Annotated in this window: 7 protein-coding genes; 6 read left to right on the top strand and 1 reads right to left on the bottom strand. The window is 53.1% G+C overall.

Features of this window, described 5'->3' with window-relative positions; translation table 11 throughout:
* From HQL76_03710 to HQL76_03735, 6 genes are all read left to right on the top strand, one after another.
* On the top strand, nucleotides 1-3759 hold the full coding sequence (locus tag HQL76_03710) for a hypothetical protein (protein MBF0108264.1): 3759 nt from the start codon (nucleotides 1-3) through the stop codon (nucleotides 3757-3759).
* A complete protein-coding gene (locus HQL76_03715; protein MBF0108265.1) occupies nucleotides 3756-5264 on the top strand; it encodes an aminotransferase class V-fold PLP-dependent enzyme in 1509 nt (502 codons plus the stop codon). The genes HQL76_03710 and HQL76_03715 overlap by 4 nt, the downstream gene beginning before the upstream one ends.
* A gap of 47 nt (nucleotides 5265-5311) precedes the next feature.
* Nucleotides 5312-6883, top strand: a complete 1572-nt coding sequence (locus HQL76_03720) for an acyl--CoA ligase (GenBank protein MBF0108266.1) — start codon at nucleotides 5312-5314, stop codon at nucleotides 6881-6883.
* Nucleotides 6880-7479 carry a cysteine hydrolase gene (locus HQL76_03725; protein MBF0108267.1) on the top strand — a complete coding sequence of 200 codons (600 nt, stop codon included), beginning with the start codon at nucleotides 6880-6882 and terminating at the stop codon, nucleotides 7477-7479. Before HQL76_03720 ends, HQL76_03725 begins: the two co-directional genes overlap by 4 nt.
* On the top strand, nucleotides 7476-8396 hold the full coding sequence (locus HQL76_03730; protein MBF0108268.1) for a cysteine synthase family protein: 921 nt from the start codon (nucleotides 7476-7478) through the stop codon (nucleotides 8394-8396). The genes HQL76_03725 and HQL76_03730 overlap by 4 nt, the downstream gene beginning before the upstream one ends.
* Before the next feature lie 106 nt (nucleotides 8397-8502).
* A complete protein-coding gene (locus tag HQL76_03735; protein MBF0108269.1) occupies nucleotides 8503-9138 on the top strand; it encodes a hypothetical protein in 636 nt (211 codons plus the stop codon).
* A 13-nt stretch (nucleotides 9139-9151) separates the two neighbouring features.
* On the opposite strand, the gene HQL76_03740 is transcribed toward HQL76_03735, so the two are convergent.
* A complete protein-coding gene (locus HQL76_03740; protein ID MBF0108270.1) occupies nucleotides 9152-15172 on the bottom strand; it encodes a DUF1311 domain-containing protein in 6021 nt (2006 codons plus the stop codon).
* Between the last annotated feature and the right edge of the window lie 232 nt (nucleotides 15173-15404).

Consider the following 15404-nt stretch of genomic DNA (forward strand, 5'->3'; position numbering starts at 1 on the left):
TTGAATACATCCCTGACCCCGACAACCGTATTGGTCGGAGCAGGCATATTCAATGAATATATTTCAACAATTTCAAATGAGTATTCCAGATTGTCCGCAACTGATCACCTGTCAGATCATGTTTTTGCGGAAATTGTGGAACAAGACTTTCCCAGATGGTTGCGGACGAATCATGAGGAACTACTTCGCCGAATTGCCCGTGTTTTCGGCAATGTTCGAATCGCGGTTCGCAGTTCCGCCAATGAAGATTCAAACGAATGTTCCAATGCGGGACGTTTTCGATCCATTTTGAACGTTGAGATTTCAGATCTGGCTCGCGCAATGGGTCAGGTGGCTGGAAGTTATTTGTTGCCAAATTATGTTTCCGAAGATACCTGTCCTGCCGAATATAATTGGAAGAACCAACATCAAACAATATTCGGCGCCTTTCTGATACAGGAGATGATCGGGTCTCCACTTTCAGGATCTCAAGCACAACTGGTCCCACTGCTTCATCCCGCTTTGATTGAAAAGATTGCGCTTGAAACCAGGAATGTCATGAAAAACGGCTTCAATGACAATCCAGTCGATATGGAGTGGGTCATTGTCGCACAGGATGTCACCGTATCGGTGTTATCCTTTTCCATGGAGCCCAATACCGGGGCGGATGTGGTTACCATTTCCTGCGCCTTCGGGGCGGGAGTGATTGTTCAGGGAAATAACAACGCAATCAGTACCTATTATCATGACCCGGATCAACCTGAAGCGACATTTGTCCAAACGCCTCCATCATGTTCAACACAATGGATCGGAAAGGAAGCAAAAGTTTACGCTGTTCAGGCAAGACAAACAATGATTCGCGGCAAGACAAACCAATCTTATATCCAACAGATTAATGAAAATCATGGCGGTATTCATATCATTCATGGTGAACCACTTGTAAATTCAGGTGCGGTTGCGAAAGGATGGATTCTTTTTTCTCAAAGCATCGAGTCTGCCTGGCATGACCATGTCAACATGGACAAGAAAGATAAGGATCGTTGTGCCGGCGTCGTGGTGATGAGCGGTTCAACCATGGACCATTACGCCATCTTATTCCGAGAAAACTCAGTAAACGTCTTTTTACTGAACACAAATGAATTCCATCGTTTTCTTGACCGGCCCAATCAACATATTGCAACAGATCCGCAAAACAGTCGGTTACTGGCCTGTGCCAATAGAAAAATTTTACTAAACCTGCCCGTTCAACCAGGAGTATGTCTTTCAAGATCACCCGCATGGATTTCAGCCGATTTTTTCCATTTCCGTGATATGAATACAATCCATACTCCATCCGGTTCTCAACCATCAACACCGCATGTTTTCTTTCGTCATGGAATCCACCGTAGGATAATGACAACAATTAATTTCATGGGGAATTGCATTGAGGAATGGATTGCACCATATTTCGATGCCGATCATCACAGGAAGGAAGCGCTCTTCCAGTCCTTGAACACTCTGAAGGTCCTGCTTCATCAGGCGAACGATGCCACAGGTTCCGATCCGCAATGGCGGACGGTCAGAGTTCAGGTGAACTCATTACTTTCGGTTCTGGCGGCATTGGAAACGTCAATAAATCGCGGATGCAAGGAAACCGTCTCATTCTATTACAAGATGATTGAAAGACATGTCGCTACCTTTCCTCGGCGTCGCACTGGCATGTCGCACACATTCCCCATAGGTAACTGGCTGGAAGAGGTGGATCGGACCATTCTCCAACTGGTCGATTCAGGGATTGTCGGCCTCCATGATCTTGACCCGGAACAATGGGCAGATCGACCGGAAATGCTCCAACTCATCCACCTTCGGGACCGATTGAGACCTCGCCAGCCATGGACCCCCACAACACTTCCTGAACCAACAGCCGATCAGGAACACACTCTGGCTGCTTGCCAACTTCTGATCGACCTGTATGGAGAAGAGGCGCGTCTTGAACTGACCCGTTTGGAACCACTGGCTCTTTGCGCTTCCTCCTTCTCCAAAATGGAAATGATCCAGAAATTATTGAACAATAAGTGTATTTCTGGAAAACAAAATTTCTCGGAACTGCTCTCTGTTCTCAGGTTTTATCGTTCCATTCATCAGGATATATTCTGTGAAATTACCGAAGCCATGCTTCTCAGCGCCATATCGGATCCAGGTTTTCTTGACCGGTTGCGTTCATTCGACCCATTGCAGGATGGGGGGCGTCACCTTGTCGAAGCATGCGGTGGAAATCTTTCATTTCAAATTTTGTCCAATTCTTTTCTTCACGCAAACCCACGATGGTCACAATCATTATCGTGTCTTATCGATGCTTTGAACAATACAATGCAGGAACGCCAAGACCTCATTGAATTGGGCACGGTTGGTCGGTTTGAAGCATTACAATCCATGGATCGGGTTGTTTCGATCATTATCTCACCATTGATCGACCTGATTCAATTGGCGATAACAGATTGTTGCAACGCTGTTCCTGGATGGACGCATCAATTGATCGGCAATTCCTTGGACGCTGTCTTTGAACTCTATGACGATCTTGGGAAAATGTGTTGCAATCGACTTGCAAGGAATGATTATGGCATCTATGATGTTTATTTGAAACATCTTAATGCCTGGTTTTCCACTATATCAAGAGTCTACGCACATGTGGGCATTGCAGATAAAGAAAGATATTTTTCATACATTTCCACTAAATTAAACGAAATAGATTCACAACGTCCCCATGGTATCGGCTTGAATGAGAGAACATGGAACGATCTTATTTTCAGGTATTCCAATCATCCGATAAATATTCACCAGATTCATAATGTCCTACACCAATCTGAACTGGAACTTCGCGGCAACTGGCTCCAATTACAGCCCATTCCTGGAACAAAATTACAGCAAATACTCCGGATTGCCAATCGATTCGCCCTCAATGAAAACAGATTGCTGCGCGTTTCGACCAATAGAATTGAACTTGACCTGGCCCTGTCAAAACATAAGTCACTCGCAAGGCTGTCTGATGATCATTGCCTGTTCGAATTCATCGAACTGCCTTCCCTGACCCGAAGACTGCAAGGACGCCAGGCGCGAATTCACTCGTTTGTTACTTGGTTGAATATTATTTTCAATGATAATCATTATAATGTGCATCACCAGTTCCATATCAATGTCAACGATCAGATGATTCGAATCCGTATCGATCGACATGGAGAACGATTGAATGCCGATGAGATTGTCATCTTGTTCGAAAATGTCAAGACACTGTTCGACTGCTCTCACCATTTTGCCCGCTGCCCTACCGATATGGTCGATCGTTTCAAAAAATTCAATCATTCAAAAAAAATGCATCTGTTTTTCATCCTTCTCAGAGACTATTGCCGCCGTTTTGATTATTCACGACAGCGACATCGCGCCAGAAACAATTATGCATCATACATCCTCACCTATGTGAGCTTGCACCCGGATCTGTTTGATGTTTTATTGACAAAATTGGACATGGGCTACAAACAATTCCTGAATGATGCAAGAAGAAGACTTGGTCATCGTCCGCCATTCAAACAAAACTATTTCAGGCATTGGAAAACCATGAACCTGGAAAAAGTGTTGCTCTTATTGCTTTGCATTCGTTATCCACTGGAAATGATGCATGAATATCAGGTCAATCCCGAACGGTTGCTGACTCTTTTCAAGAAAAAAGATCTCCGTATTCACCTTTTCGACGGCGCCACAGCGAATGCGATGATCCATTCCATATCAGGGGACAACGCAAGATGAACAATCATTTGAAAGAACCGGCCCCGTTCGGCATCCTGGATTGGTCACCGGAACGGGTTCGGACCCTGGGGAGACAGATCATCGAATTGTGGGCCACCCACCTGGAACGCCTGCCATCGCTGCCGGTTACCAGACATTTGTTGCCAGAACAGGTCAAGGATGCCGTTACCTGTCCCATACCGGAGGAACCCCTTTCCGACCACCAGCTGCTGGATCACCTGAAGACCCTGTTCGTGGATCATTCCATTCATACTGGCCATCCGGGTTTCCTGGCGTACATCATGGGGATTGGAACGCTTCCTGGTACCCTTGCCGATCTGGCGGCGAGTGCCTTCAATCAGAATCTTGGCGCATGGCGACTCTCACCAGGCGCAACGGAAATCGAACTGTATCTGATCCGTTTTTTTGCCCGGCGGTTCGGACTTCCGGACACCGCCGGCGGGATCACGGTTTCCGGTGGCGCCATGGCCAATTTCATCGCACTGAAGGTGGCCCGGGACCAAAAGGGCGGACAAGGTCTCCGTGAATCGGGTCTGTTCGGCGGTCAACGACTCATGCTTTATGCCTCGGAACGTGCCCATGTGACCATCGACCGGGCTGTGGATATGCTTGGACTGGGAACGCGATCCCTGCGCAAAATTTCCACGGATGATCAACATCGAATGCGTCTTTCTCATCTGTCCGAAGCCATCGAGCAGGACCTGAACGATGGATACGTCCCCTTTGCCCTTGTCGGCACCGCCGGCACCACGTCCCTGGGTTCCATCGATCCACTGGATGAACTCGCCAAACTCTCCCGCCGGTATGGCATGTGGTTTCATGTCGATGGCGCCTATGGTGCGGCAGCGCTGTTGGCTGAAGGGCTTCGACCCCTGTTTTGCGGAATCGAAAAGGCCGATTCGATCACTTTCGATCCTCACAAATGGATGTACGTCCCGCAATCGGCGAGCATCGTCCTGTTCCGACAGGTGTCACAATCCGCCAACTCGTTTACCTCGGATGGCGATTATGTCTTCGAAGACAAGGAACTTACCGGCAGCGGCGTGGACATGTCCGATCTTGGACCACAATGGAGCCGGGGCTTCCAGGCCTTCAAGGTCTGGTTTTCCCTTTTGGCGCATGGCAGAAAAGCAATAGCGCAACGAATACTTCATGATGTTCGACTGACACAATTCTTTGCCGATTGCGTGACCGCACATCCTCGATTCGAACTCATGGCCCCGCCAAATCTGTCCATTTGTTGCTTTCGCTATATACCAGAGGTCGTCTTCACGGAACCGGAACGTTGGGAGTCTCATTTGAACAAACTCAATGAAAGGCTCATGACGGTCGTCCAAAACAATGGAAAGTTCTATCCGTCGAATGCCATCGTGAATCATAAGTTTGCACTGCGCATCTGTATCGTTAATTTTCGTACCGAGGCCGAAACTCTGACAAGTCTTCTTGATACCATTGCGGTTATTGGTGATCAAGTCCATAAAGAACTACTGAGCCATGACCATTGACAAAATCGCGTCCGCACCATGAATCAATTGAAAACAGGTGATGACAAATGGGTACAAAAACTGCACAAGAAAGAATTCGCATGGGGTTCTCTCTGCACGAGGCCGTTCGCCATTGGGCGACCTATACTCCGGAAAAACCCCTGCTGATCAATGAACATCTTCACATCACCTATCGGGAAATTCAGGAAAAGATCATAAAAATTCGCGCCGTTCTGAGTGCTCGTCATCTTGAACCACAAACACCGATCGGTCTGCTCATGGACGATAAACCGATCTATCTGGCATCGTTATGCGCCATCCTGTCCGAGGGACACAGTGTTGTCATTTTGAACGTGGCCATCCCTGGAAATCTGCTGGCCAACATGATCCACGATTGCCAATGTCCGCTGTTGCTGACCCATGAAACACTTCTGGAAAAAGCGCGGCAGATCGATTGCGATCAAATCCTGGTCGATCGCATGCTCCAACAAACCCCGACCACCTTCGATCCAGCCCCTTTTCGGAATCCAGAAAACTACAATCCAAGATACCTGGACCAGATCTGGGGCACCATCTACAGTTCGGGAACGACCGGACAACCCAAAGGGGTCGTTCGCACCGATCTGTCAATCTTGTCCGAATTGATCGGTTGGTGCTTTGAAATACCGATCGTTCGCTCCTCGACCATCTATATCAGTCGTCCGATTTATTATACGGGTGGTTTGGTTCTCAGCGCCGCGGCAATGCTTGCAGGCGCCAGCATCATTGCACCCGTTCTTCACAGTGAAATAAATTACCACGATCTGTTAAGCCGACATTCCGTTTCCATGGCCTTCATGCTTCCCAGTGAGGTCGATCAATTGATCCAGGCCCGGATCGCATCGAGTCTGCCATGGCCTGCCCCGGAGAAAATCCTTACCATGGGCGCGCCAACATCCGTCACGTTGAAAAAATTAACAAAAAAATGGCTTCATTGCGATTATATCGAATCCTGGGGAAATTCAGAAGGTCTTGGCACAATCACCGATCCCGATGATGTGGAACGTCGTCCCAAATCCATTGGCCGTCCCTTTCTCACCGATCGCATGTTCATTCTGAACGACAAACGAGAAATAGTGCAGAATCAGGAAATCGGTCTCATCAGTGGTATTGCCGACAGTAATTTCTCGGAATACAGAAACAGAAGTGATTTAAATCAGGAGGCAATCAACGACGACCGGGTTATTTCGGAAGACCTTGGCCATATCGATCCGGATGGCTATTTCTATATCGTTGGTCGCACCGTGGATCGCATGATTCGAAATGGACATGTTGTGTTCACCTCCGACATCGAACGCGCCATGCTGCAAACCGAAAACTTCGAAGCCGCCAAAGTTGTCGCAATCGAACGGCCCGGAAAAGACGCAATACCGGTTGCGGCTGTGGTATTGAAACCATCCATCACCAAAACGCCCGAGGACTTGTTACAGGATATTCACTCCTTGCTTCCACCAGAACAACATGTATCAAGTATTCTTATAGTCAATCAATTGCCGATGAATGCCGCCGGCAAGGTTGACCTCAATGCGGTTCGGGCACTGTTTTGCAAGGATGGAGCGAACTCTTTTCAAACACCAACAAATCAAGGAATAAAATCATGAATAACATTCTTCTTGTTATCGATGCCCAGAAAATCTACTCGGATCCAGATTCGGTGCTTTATTGTCCCGAAGTTCATTCCACTCTGGAAAAAATAAACACACTTGTGCGATCGTTCGAAGAACGAAACAAAGGTATCGTTTTTGTGCGGCATATGCACCTGCACGACGGGTCGGATACGGGAAGAATGTATGATTTTTCAGGTCAGAGTGATGGTACGTTCAACTTTGTCCAGGGAAGTGATGAGGTCGAATTCATGGATGACCTCCACCGTCCCATCACTGCGATGACAATAACAAAAAATCGTTACTCTGCGTTCGTCAACACGGATCTGTCCCGATTGCTGACCTCGTTGAAAGCGGATACGGTCACCATTTGTGGTTTCATGACCCAGTTTTGTTGCGAATCCACTGCCCGTGATGCCCATGACCGTGATTTTCATGTTCACTTTATCGTCAACGCCACGGGAAATCCCGGCAGCCCCTCCCGAACCCAGGAGGAAATTCGCGACATGACCGGAGAAACGTTGCAGGAGGGGTTCGCCCTGGTTCATCGATTGGATGACTTTCTGTCGAACGCCACGGAGCTTTTGGGATGATTGCCAATACAGTCCTGGATCTTGTCGGCAATACCCCATTGCTGAATCTCGGTCCCCTGTTCCCGGAAATGAAGGCGATTCTCTATGGCAAGGCGGAGTTTCTCAATCCCATGGGTAGCGTCAAGGAACGACCAGCCCTGGCAATGGTCGAAGAGGCCGAACGGACCGGTCGTCTCCGGCCCGGCATGACCATCGTGGAACCAACCAGCGGCAATACCGGACTGGGACTGAGCATGGTGGGCGCGGTCAAGGGATACAAAGTCTGGATCCTTGTCGAGCGGGATATGGCGGGAGCAATTGCCCGTGTGGCCCGGGCCTTGGGGGCGCAAACCATCTTGACGGAAAATTTCAACGAGGCTGTGCGCCTGGCGGAATCCATCCAAAAAGAAAACCCAGACCGTTATTTCCTGCCCCAACAATTCACCAATCCAGCCAATCCCCAAATCCACGTCCATACCACGGCGCAAGAGATCTTCGATGACCTCGGTCATAACCTGTGCGCTTTTGTACATGGATATGGTTCGGGCGGAACATTCACCGGAGTTGCAAGGGCATTGAAACAGTTGAATCCAAAAATTCGTTGCGTTCTTGTTGAACCGGATACCCTGCGTCGATTCTCCGGTGGTCCCGTCACCGGATCCCAGATTCACGGCATCGGCCCGCCGTTCATTCCCCGAAACCTGGATCAGGAACTTATCGATGACACGATCGCCGTTTCCGAAGAACAAGGTTATGAGATGGTCGTAAAACTGGCGCGCCGCTGCGGGGTTCTCTGCGGTCCGTCATCCGGCGCAATGGTCCATGCCGCTGCAAGAATCGCCGCGGACTATGGCAGCGGCGATGCCGTAGTCACCATTCTCCCCGATCGTGGCGATCGATACTTCGGGAGTGATTTTTTTCCAGAAACCAGTACGTGACCGAACGGTATCCAAAATGACCCGTACAACGCATCCCGGTATTTCGGAAGTCAATCGACAACGGTTTCATGTCCTTCCTCATGGGACACAGGATGGAGGGAATTGTTTGATTTCCATTGATGACCTGGAACGAATGGCCCAATTGGGACGGTTGAATCTTGATGAAGACCATGGACTCTTTCTCGGATGGAGCGAAAAGAAATTCACGGCAATGAAACCTGGACCATTCCGCGGGAAAATAAAATTCATGTCATCCGTGTCGGCCACGGACACCACCAAACCGGATGGTCATGAAATCCTCTCGATGCCCTCTTGCGCCGCGGCATGTTTCGATTGGGTCGCCGCCACCGTGGACTGGTCTGTCCCGGAAACCGCATCTTTTCTTTCGACCGTTTTCGATTGCCTCAAACCTGGAGGGCGGTTTGTTTTCATACGCACCCTCAATCGGACAGGACAGGGTTTTTTTCCTCTACCCAAAGGAAAGCGGGCATCGATTGCCAATCTTTCCAACCAGTTTGAATCATTGCTGTCCGCCGGTTTCGAACGATTGAGTTACGTTGATCGATCCATGGAACTGAAAGTCTCGTTGGCGTCCGCTTTGACAGATCGCCCATCTGCCCCCGGCGATCCCCATTCAGCGGATACCCTGGATTGGTTGCAAACACTGTTGGCAACCGTTGATTCGGGCGATACCGGACAAGGACTTTTCATGGGATTCCGTCCGTGCATGATCCGCTTTTGAGAACCAACCCCATTCATGGCAACACGGTCATGGTGTCGTTGGGAACTTCGGAAAAAATTTCCGGGGAATACATCGCCTCCACCCGGGTCGGAGGCAGTTGGAACGTGCCCGCGGTATTCAAACGCACCGTATATTCCACCTGCCATCCTCCTTTGGGAACCCATTCATAATAGACACGGTACGAGTCGAAGGTGCGCTCGGTCATGGCCGGCCAGACCCACCCCCGGGATTGCTCCCCGGCAGTCATCATCCGTGAATCCTTGCCCAAACCACTCCCCAACACCACACTCCCCGCGGGAACCGGATCCATGACCACCACCCAACTCATATCGGCCTGCGCGTCCAGTTCCAGACGTACCCGGTACAGGTCGCCACGATGCCATTCACCTTCCTTTTGACGCTCCAACGCGGTCACCGTTCTCTTGACCTGATACCCGGACAACAGGGGTTCCGTCAGCATCACCGCCGCCCTGCTTTCCACCATCAGCCATGGTTTTCCTTTTCCCTCATGATGAACCACCAGAGAGGCCGGTCCCTCGGACCACGGGTGCTGCACCGTTCCCCCCTGGGGTTGGACCGACCAGTCGATCGTTTTCCCATCGGAAGCAAACGAACTCGTACTCGTCCCCGAAACCTTTTCCTTTTCGAACACCTCCGAAAAACGACGAACCGCCAACGTCCCCCAGGCATTGGCGACACTGGTGTTCCAATGGCCCCGCCGCTGCCGCGACAAACTGCCCCGCATCATCCGTCCCACATCCTCTTTCCAGCCCGCATCCGCCAACACCGTCAATACCGCCCGATTGGCATTGACATCGGGCGAGACCATCAGCCACCACAGATAATCGCCATTTTCCGTCGAGAATCTCATGGAGCCGCCCGAAAAGTTCATGCGTGTACGCAAAACATCCAAGGCTTCCCGGCGAGACGCCTCACGGTCTGGCCACGGCTCCCGGTTCAGAAGATCGATCCAATCCAATACCGTCGATGTTGGCCAATGCGCGGGATCGACGGTGACGGCGCCGGCATGATTGGCGGTCAGCGCACCATACCGCGACAGCGCCGCCATGGCAGCAACACGGCGCAAGGTTGAATCGGCAACCCTGTATCCCGAATCCCGTCGTATCCGCCCCTCGACGAAACCAAGCAATCCCTTCTTCATCGCAGCCAGCGTCGCATCGGGAATCGTCCACCGCGCTTCATCCGCCACGGCCAGAAGATAACTGGTCAAGGATTCGCTGCCCCAGGACATTTGCGGAAAAAATTTGACCAGCCCCTCCGAATCCAGATGGCTGGGAAGCGCTGCCATGGCCTTGCCCCAAAGTTCCAGGTCCTCCAGGGCAATCGCCCGGGAAACCCTCTGTTCCATGCAGGTGTAAGGGTAGTCCCGCATGTAGGAAATCACACCCGTCAGCCCCGAGGCGAGGCTTGCCGTCAGCGAAACCCCCACGCCACCCCGTCCCGGAAGGGCGCCCTCGGGCTTTGCCCATGCCATTGTCGCCTCGTTTTCCAGCTGCGACAGGGTCGTCTGTAACACACGCACCGCAACCGCGGGGATGACCTCCTGTTGCACCTTGAGGCGATCACCGACCCCCCCCATGTCCGCCACGACCTCCCAGGACAGCGATGCGACATCGGGAACCTTCACGTCCCAGAACACCTCCCTCGCCTCGCCCGGAGCCAGGGCCACCTCCTGGGGGGGAAGCGTTTCCACCCGCCCTTCCGCCGTGGTGCTGGCCGCGATTTTTCCCTGGACCGGTTTTTCTCCGGCATTGCGAATGGTGAATCCACCCTGGAACCGATCACCCGCCCGCACCAGTGGCGGCAGACCCGAAAACAATACAACATCGCGTGACACACGAATGCTGGTCTCCCCGGTGCCGAACAAATCGGCCCCGGCGGTCGCGACCGCGACGATGCGAAAAGAGGTGATGGAATCGTTCAACGGAATCTTCGCCCGCGCCCTGCCATCGGCGTCCAGTTGGATCCGCCCCTGCCAGAACAACAGCGTATCGAACAACTCCCGGGACAGGCCCCGGCCACCACCGCCGCCATGAGGAAGGGCCTTCTTGCCGAAATGACGCCGTCCCACCACATGCCCCATCCCCGTCGCCGCCTCCACCTCCATGCCGCGCGGCGCCATCATGTGTTCCAAAAGTTGCCAACTGCCATTCGGCAACAATTCCAACAACCCTTCATCGACCGCCGCCAGAGCGATCTCGCCCCCTGGGGGAAGCGGTTTGCCGCTGGCGCGATGGACCACCACCGTCACCTCCGCCGATTCGCGCGTCTTGTAGACCGTCCGATCCGCGCCGACCCCAACCTTGAGTTCATAATCGCGGTAGCCCACCTCCAGTTGCGTCATGCCCAAACGCAAGGAGGGCCGTCCCAGATCGACCAATGCCGTCGGTTGCGATTCGCCACTGCGTCCCCGGACCGCCATCACCGCCACAAAGACATTCGGTCCATAATGGCCCAGAATCGGCAGCGAAACCCGTGGCGACCGGCGCGAAAGCGGTTGGACATAGGTATCCATCACCCCTTCCCGGGCAACGACCACCAGGGCCGTCGCCTCCTGAAACGGCAGCCGCGCCTGCAATAGGGCCTCTTCTCCCGGTTCGTAACGCCGTTTCTCGGGAACAAGATCCATCCGGTCGCCATCCCGGGTATGAAACCAGGTCTCGTCCGAATCATCATGGACCCACAGGTCATCATGAACCTCCCCGACATGGCCCGCCTCATCGACAACCCGGGCCTGAAGAATCAGATTCCCGGATCCGGGCGGAACCCCCTCGCAAAACAATCGGCCCAGGGCATCACTCTTCCCGGAACAGAATTCCTTGATCGGCGTCACCTCCTCATGATGATCATAGGAATAAAAGCCGCCCAATAAACGTTTTCTATGACTGAATGTTTTACGTTGCAAAAGATCGACCCGCACAACCAAACCTTCCCGGGGCTTGCCGGAGGGATCAAGCGTCGCCACCTGGAGGCGAATTTCTTCCGTTTTCCCGATCCAGCCAACCGATTTGATGCCGACGACCACCGGTGAAGGCCACAGATTCATCCGCGCCGAGGAAACCAGGATTTCGCCATTGGGGTCGCGGTATTCCATCTCCGCCAGGAGACTTTTGGGCGCCGCGATTTTTTTCCATCCTTCCAGGGACACCCTTCCGCCACCCGCGGCATCGAGTTGAGTCGAAATGACCGGCAACGAACGGGTCTGGTCCCCTTCCACCAGGTCGGCGGTCTCTTCGGCGGCAGACGCCTCTCCATCACCCGTCCGTCCCGGTTCGACTGCCCCATTGGCCCACGTAAATTCCTCATATCCCGGAAAAGTCACCTCCCTTGGGGAAATCATCCCGCGAATCCGGATGGGGGCATGCCCTGCCGCCCCTCCGGCCAAATAATTCACCTGGACATCCAATTCCGACCGGAGCGGATCGACCAGATCGACGGCGACCGGCTTGACGACACCCCGCATCAGAGGTACACGAAAGGCTTCGACACGGAAACTGCCACTCGAAACACCATCCATCATGATTTCATAGGTCCCCAACCGCGCCTCCTTCGGAATCTCGAACCGGGATTCGGCCACGCCTGTCGCATCCCAGGAAAGGGTCAAGGGGTATTCGACCGTCCCACCCGCATGACGCAGCGTTCCCTTGGTGGGAAGGGAATTCCTGTCCTGAAAAGCGAAGCCCGAGCGCTCATGCCGCCGGAACAGATGTTTCATGTGGACCGTTTCCCCGGCGCGAAACAGGCTGCGATCAAGAATCGTGTACACGCGATGCGGTTTGGCGGTCATCGGCCCCGGCAGATCGAATTGCCAACTTTGGATGCCCTTGTTCCAGTCCGACATGACGAATGTGACATCCTCGCCAAGGCGGGAGGTCACCAGATAAGCCCGCGATCCACCGGAACATTCGGCAATCGTGTCGGGCTGGGGCAATTCCTTCTGAATGAAAAACCGCCCCTCCCCGTCACTTGTTCCCTGGGCGTACACCTTGCCGGAACAATCGGAAACCGTCACCTCGGCCCCGGCGACGGGACGACCGCTGTCAAGCGCCGTCACCCACACCAGGGAGGATTCCCTGCCGTGGAAAAAATGTCCCGCCAGATTGGTGACCAGGGCGGCTGCCTGGACATAATAGGGTCTGGGTTGACCATGCAGTGCCGCTCCCAGACGATGGCTCGCCAGTTCCACCACATAAAATCCCGGCCCGGGCAGGGGAATGCCCATGACTTCGAATTCCTTGGCGCCATTGGGTTTGGGAAGGACAAACGTGGACAGGGAAGGAATTTGTTTCTCTGAAAAAACCGACTCATCGCCAAACTTTCGATCGATGCGGCGGATCCAGGCAGGAAAATCGACTGGATTGGTCACCTTGAAGATGCGACCACGGATTTCGGCGGTCTCCGTGCCCCCCTCGGAGACGGCAACGGGATGGCCGGGATCCGCGGCGACGATCGATTCCAAATGGCGCACCGTCACGGGAAGCGCCGGTTCCGAAGCGGCCTCGATGATGCCGAATTGCGCGGGAAACTTGGCCAATGGGGGCATTTCATCGATGACAATTTTCATTGGGAACGAACTCATATTTTCAAGCTCGCGTCCTGAATCATCCTTGAAGCCGGTCGGCAGTTCCAAAAGCAATTCCTGCTTTTCCGGAAACGGCGGGGGAAAATAAACCCTCGTGACCAACTGGGCGCCGGAATCATCATCCACGACAACGGGATGCCGTGCGACATCCGGCCCCTTGAGGATCATTTGTTCCGCCACTGCCCGCAACACCGGGGCATTGAAATTCACTTCCAGGGAGACAAGTGGCAGACAATTGGCATCCTTGTTGACCCTGCCACAGGTCAATTCGGCCAGGAACGGCTCCCGAACTTTGAACCGTTGCACCTGATCCTTCACCCTGGCCACCCCGGATCGCGAACGGACACCCGCGCTCCATATCAGTGAAACATCACTTCCCGGAGGTAATCGACGCTTGCATTGGACCCCTGCGATCGGGGCGCCGGGGGTTTTCAGAAACTGACGCATCCGATGAGAATCGTTCCCCACCTCGGTCGCTCCCGGAGTGGTGGCCTGATTCTGGTCCAAAGCCGCGATCCCCCGGCTCAAGAAAAACTGGACCAGTTCATCGGAGGCCTGGATCAGGGGCGCCACTTCCTCGGTGGACAGAACACGAACCTCGATTTTCTCGGCGATGCCGCCTGCCTGACAATGAACCAACGCTTCGATCGATGCCGGATCGGCAGGGGCATCCAACCCGAGGAGAAACACCTGATCTTCCTCGATCATGCGCCACGGCTGCGAAAAAATGATTTCCGGTCCACCTGTCGAAAATGAGAAATTTCTTTCCCCAGAGAGTGAAAGACCATCGAGCGACTTCACCGAATCCTTCAACTGGAATGAACATTGAAGACCGGCGGACAGGTCCTGCTCGAAGTCGTAGACCCAGTTGCGCCCATCGACCCAGCGTCCCTTGCCCTTCGCGGGACACTGGACAATGAACGGATCCTCAAGGCGCGGGTCGCCCAGGGGAACCATGGGATGGGTGAACCGAACCGTCACCTGCCGCACCTGTTTGGTCTCTCCCCGCGGTTTGGCCCATTCGATTCGCGGAGTGGCCTCGGGTTTGGCGGGCGCGGCAGGTGCGGCAACGCCAATGTTCAATACGCCGATCCGTCCCTGGTACATTTCTTCAAGACATCGAACCGCTCCCTTGGCATCGTCGAGCGCCGCCCCCTGCCTGTCGGGGATACCACAGCGCTCCAGGCGATCGGCCAACCATTGCCGCTGTTCCTGTCGCAGTTTTTCCTCCTGATCCGCCCCCGCCTCCTTTTTTTTCCTGGAATAGGCGCGGCCCATCGCCCCGTCGAGTCGGGAAAGATTTTCATCCCCACAGATCAGCACCTCCACCGGCAACCTGGCCTTGGCACAGTCGAACGACGGTGAGACCGCCATCACCGGAATGGACCATCCCATCCCGAACAGAAGCAACATCCATTGCATCAATTTCATGGACTCTCGACTCCGGTCGATGAACGTTGGCCAGCCCTTCTCTCCGATGACCCGATGGCAATGATGATCCTTCGACATGACCGTGACAAGGAAGTCCCGTCATCAATAAAATAACACTTGAATAAATGTTCCTATTTTCATGCCTCAATGTCCCTTTTTTTTCAGGAGACGAATATCTTTCCGCTTGAAGTTTGGCTCGCTTTTCTATTATTTTCATGAACCGTTTCCATAG

It is taken from the genome of Magnetococcales bacterium (assembly GCA_015228815.1).
In the GTDB taxonomy this organism is placed as follows: Bacteria; Pseudomonadota; Magnetococcia; order Magnetococcales; family UBA8363; genus UBA8363.

What these genes read in the sequence shown, in the direction of transcription:
- HQL76_03715 (MBF0108265.1), top strand. Translation starts at nt 3,756, where the DNA reads ATGAACAATCATTTGAAAGAACCGGCCCCGTTCGGCATCCTGGATTGG.
- HQL76_03720 (MBF0108266.1), top strand. Translation starts at nt 5,312, where the DNA reads ATGGGTACAAAAACTGCACAAGAAAGAATTCGCATGGGGTTCTCTCTG.
- HQL76_03725 (MBF0108267.1), top strand. Translation starts at nt 6,880, where the DNA reads ATGAATAACATTCTTCTTGTTATCGATGCCCAGAAAATCTACTCGGAT.
- HQL76_03730 (MBF0108268.1), top strand. Translation starts at nt 7,476, where the DNA reads ATGATTGCCAATACAGTCCTGGATCTTGTCGGCAATACCCCATTGCTG.
- HQL76_03740 (MBF0108270.1), bottom strand. Translation starts at nt 15,172, where the DNA reads ATGAAATTGATGCAATGGATGTTGCTTCTGTTCGGGATGGGATGGTCC.